This is a genomic window from Kribbella sp., assembly GCF_035655035.1.
Classification (GTDB): Bacteria; Actinomycetota; Actinomycetes; order Propionibacteriales; family Kribbellaceae; genus Kribbella.
Genome location: NZ_DASRVN010000701.1, coordinates 1 through 3,963 on the forward strand (window position 1 = coordinate 1; position 3,963 = coordinate 3,963).

General features: G+C 67.7%; 4 protein-coding genes. All 4 read left to right on the top strand.

The annotated features are described in order from the left end of the window. Positions 1-1,707: RNA degradosome polyphosphate kinase (locus VFF46_RS36415; protein ID WP_325041815.1), on the top strand; the 1,707-nt coding region annotated here is incomplete at its 5' end. 29 nt (positions 1,708-1,736) lie between these two features. Further along, complete coding sequence (locus VFF46_RS36420; protein WP_325041816.1) at positions 1,737-2,615, top strand: NUDIX hydrolase; 879 nt, start codon at positions 1,737-1,739, stop codon at positions 2,613-2,615. 141 nt (positions 2,616-2,756) lie between these two features. After that, entirely contained in the window at positions 2,757-3,221 is a 465-nt protein-coding gene (locus VFF46_RS36425) for a bifunctional nuclease family protein (protein ID WP_325041817.1), read from the top strand. Positions 3,222-3,631: 410 nt separating this feature from the next. After that, positions 3,632-3,963: substrate-binding domain-containing protein (locus VFF46_RS36430; protein ID WP_325041818.1), on the top strand; the 332-nt coding region annotated here is incomplete at its 3' end.

A 3,963-nucleotide genomic window follows, 5' to 3' on the forward strand; every position in this document is an offset into this window, starting at 1 on the left:
CAGAAGTACTGCAAGCGGCTGTTCAAGGACCGGGTGTTCCCGGTGCTGACGCCGCTGGCGGTCGACCCGGCGCACCCGTTCCCCTACATCTCGGGGCTGTCGCTCAACCTCGCGGTCGTCGTGCGCAACCCCAAGACCGGCAAGGAGCACTTCGCCCGGGTGAAGGTGCCGCCGATCTTCGCGCGGTTCGTGCCGCTCGGGAACCAGCGGTTCGTGCCGCTGGAGGACGTGATCCGCGAGCACCTCAAGCGGCTGTTCCCCGGCATGGAGGTGCTCGAGGTCCACACGTTCCGGGTCACCCGCAACGAGGACCTCGAGGTCGAGGAGGACGACGCGGAGAACCTGCTGGCCGCGCTCGAGAAGGAGCTGCTCCGCCGCAGGTTCGGTCCGCCGGTGCGGCTCGAGGTGGAGGAGTCGATCGACCCGCAGGTCCGGGCGCTGCTCCTGTCCGAGCTGGGCGTCACCGAGGCGGAGGTGTTCGAGCTCCCCGGCCCGCTGGACCTCCGTGGCCTGTTCACGATCGCGAGCCTCGACCGGGCCGAGCTGAAGTACCCGGCGTTCGTGCCGTCGACGCATCCGCACCTGTCCGAGGTGGAGACGGCGAACCCGGCGGACATGTTCCACGCGCTCAAGCAGCGCGACGTGCTGGTCCACCACCCGTACGACTCGTTCTCGACGAGCGTGCAGCGCTTCATCGAGCAGGCCGCGGCGGATCCGCACGTGCTGGCGATCAAACAGACGCTGTACCGGACCAGTGGTGACTCCCCGATCGTCGACGCGCTGATCGACGCGGCCGAGGCCGGCAAGCAGGTTCTGGTGCTGGTCGAGATCCAGGCCCGTTTCGACGAGCAGGCGAACATCAAGTGGGCCCGTCAGCTCGAACACGCCGGCTGCCACGTCGTGTACGGCGTGATCGGTCTGAAGACCCACTGCAAGCTCTCGATGGTGGTCCGTGACGAGCCGGACGGGCTGCGCCGTTACGCGCACATCGGCACCGGCAACTACCACCCGAAGACAGCCAGGCTCTACGAGGACCTAGGGCTGCTTACGAGCGACAAGGTGGTCACAGAGGACGTAGCGCTGCTCTTCAACCACCTGTCCGGTTTCGGTCGCAGTGCGGGCTACCGGCGGATCCTGGTCGCTCCCCAGTCGGTACGGCGGGGTCTGGTCGAGCGGATCGACCGGGAGATCCAGCACCACCACGCGGGCCGCCCGGCGCGGATCCGGATCAAGGTGAACAGCCTGGTCGACGAGGCCCTGGCCGACGCGCTGTACCGGGCGTCGCAGGCCGGCGTACCGGTGGACCTGTGGATCCGGGGCATCTGCACGCTGCGTCCCGGCGTACCCGGGCTGTCCGACAACATCCAGGTCCGCAGCATCCTGGGCCGGTTCCTCGAGCACAGCCGGGTGTTCCTGTTCGAGAACGGCGGCGAGCCGGAGGTGTGGATCGGTTCCGCCGACCTCATGCACCGGAACCTGGACCGCCGGGTCGAGGTGCTGGTGCAGCTGAAGGAGCCGGACCACGTCGCCGAGCTGGGCGAGACGTTCGACCTGGCGATGGACGAGGGCACCGGCTCCTGGTGGTTGCAGCCGGACGACACCTGGCAGCCCCGGCTGAACGGCGCCGACGGTACGCCGTTGCGTGACCTGCAGGAGCGGCTGATCCTGACCCGCGGGCGCCGCCGTACGGCGGACCCGATCAGCTGACCACGGAGCCGACTTTCTAGGGTGAGGGTATGAGCAACCCGGCGACGGTCATCGCCGCGGGTGGTGTCGTCTGGCGGGAACGCGGCGACACCCGGCAGGTGCTACTGGTGCACCGTCCCCGGTACGACGACTGGTCCCTGCCCAAGGGCAAGCTGACCGCCCACGAGCACGTACTGCTCGGTGCGCAGCGGGAGATCGAGGAGGAGACCGGGCAGCGCGTGGTGTTCGGCCCGCCGCTCGGTGTGCAGCGCTACGCGATCCGCAAGAACGGCGGTACGGCGGAGAAGCTCGTGCACTACTGGTCCGCCGTACCGGTCGACGACGGCACTTTCGAGCCCAACGACGAGGTCGACCAGATCAGCTGGCTCCCGGTCGACAAGGCCCGCGGCAAGCTCAGCTACCCGCGTGACGTGGACATCCTGGACGCACTCGACCAGGTGGTGCCTGTTGTCGCCACGGTGATCGTCGTACGGCATGCGGATGCTGTGAAGCGCAAGGACTGGGACGGCAAGGACACGCTCCGTCCGCTGAGCAGGGCTGGTGCTGAGGTGGCAGAACGGCTCAGCGACGTACTGCAGGCTCTGGGAGCGAACAGGATCATCAGCAGCGACGCAGAGCGCTGTGTAGCGACAGTCACGCCGTACGCCGCCTCGATCGACCGCCACATCCACCTGTGGCCGGAGATCTCCGAGCGCGGGTACGACGCGGCCCCGGACGGCCTGCACGGTCTGGCGGAGCGGGTGTGGCGTCCTGGCAAGGTGACGGTCGTCTGCTCGCACCGTCCCGTGTTGCCGGCGCTTTCCCGCGAGCTGGGCCTCAAAGTGGGCAAATTCGCCACCGGCTCGTTCTTGGTCGCACACCGGCTGCAGGACGGCCGAGTATTGACGGAACGCTTCAGCGCGCCGTAGCGACACGGCTCGGTGACGATCGCGGTACGGCGGAAGGGGCGACCGGGTGACACTGGAGGTGACGGGTATGTTCCTACCCGAGGAACCGGCGTCCCACCGGGTGCTGGTCTGAGGAGAGGTTCGGGGCGCACCATGACGATGATGCGAGAACTGACACTGATCGGGATCCGGATGGAATCGCCCAACCGGGCCCCGGTGATGATGCTGCGCGAGACCGAGGGCTACCGGTACCTGCCGATCTCGATCGGTTCGGTCGAGGCGACCGCGATCGCCTACGAGGAGCAGGGCCTGCGTCCGTCGCGCCCGCTCACCCACGACCTGATGCGCGACCTGATCCAGGCGTTCGACGTACACATCGAGGCGGTCGAGATCGTCGAGCTGCGGGACGCGGTGTTCTACGCCGAGCTCGTGCTCGCCAACGGCGCCCGGGTGTCGGCCAGACCGAGCGACTCGGTCGCGCTCGCGGTCCGCCTGGGCACGCCGATCCGCTCCACCGAAGAGGTACTGCGGGAGGCCGGCGTCGCCACTCCCGAGGAGGAACAGGCCGAGCTGGAACGCTTCCGCCAGTTCCTCGACGGCGTCGCCCCGGAGGACTTCTCCAGCTGAAGCACCACCCGTCAATTGGTCCAACCAATGATGTGACGGCGAACACCGAACGTGACGTCGCCGATGGCACGGCGACGTACTACCGTGTGGCTGTCCCGGCAACCTGTTCCGCGGGGCGCCGGGGGTCGAACGTTCAAGCTGCCGATGCGCTGAGCGTTACCGAAACGTGAGCTGGGAGCCGTTTACATCCACGGAGAGTGACGGCTCTTAACTCAGTTCACCTGTTGGCCGCCTGTCGGCACGCCAGCCGTCGCACACGCTACCGAAACCGTTCACCGCTCGTTCACCAGCGACGGGCCGCCGCGTCACCTGATCTCCCTACCGTCTGTGGAAGTTCAGAAGTCTGATTCCCGCAGAAGGGCAACACTCTCGTGTCCGTCAATCGCCTGTTCCGCGTCGGCTCCGTCGCCGTGGCTTCCATCGGCGTCCTCGCGCTCAGTGCCTGCGGCAGCGACCCGCAGTCGTCGTCCGGCTCCTCGTCGCCGTCGGCCGGTTCGTCGTCGTCCAGCACCGGGGCCGACTGCCCGAAGGGCACCCTGAATGCTGAGGGCTCCACGGCGCAGAAGAACGCCATCGAGGAAATCATCAGCAAGTACAACGCGAAGTGCGCCGACGTCACGGTGAACTACAACCCGACCGGTTCCGGCGCGGGTATCAAGCAGTTCAACGCGAACCAGGTGGACTTCGCCGGCTCCGACTCGGCGCTGAAGCCGGCCGAGATGACCGCGGCCACCAAGCGGTG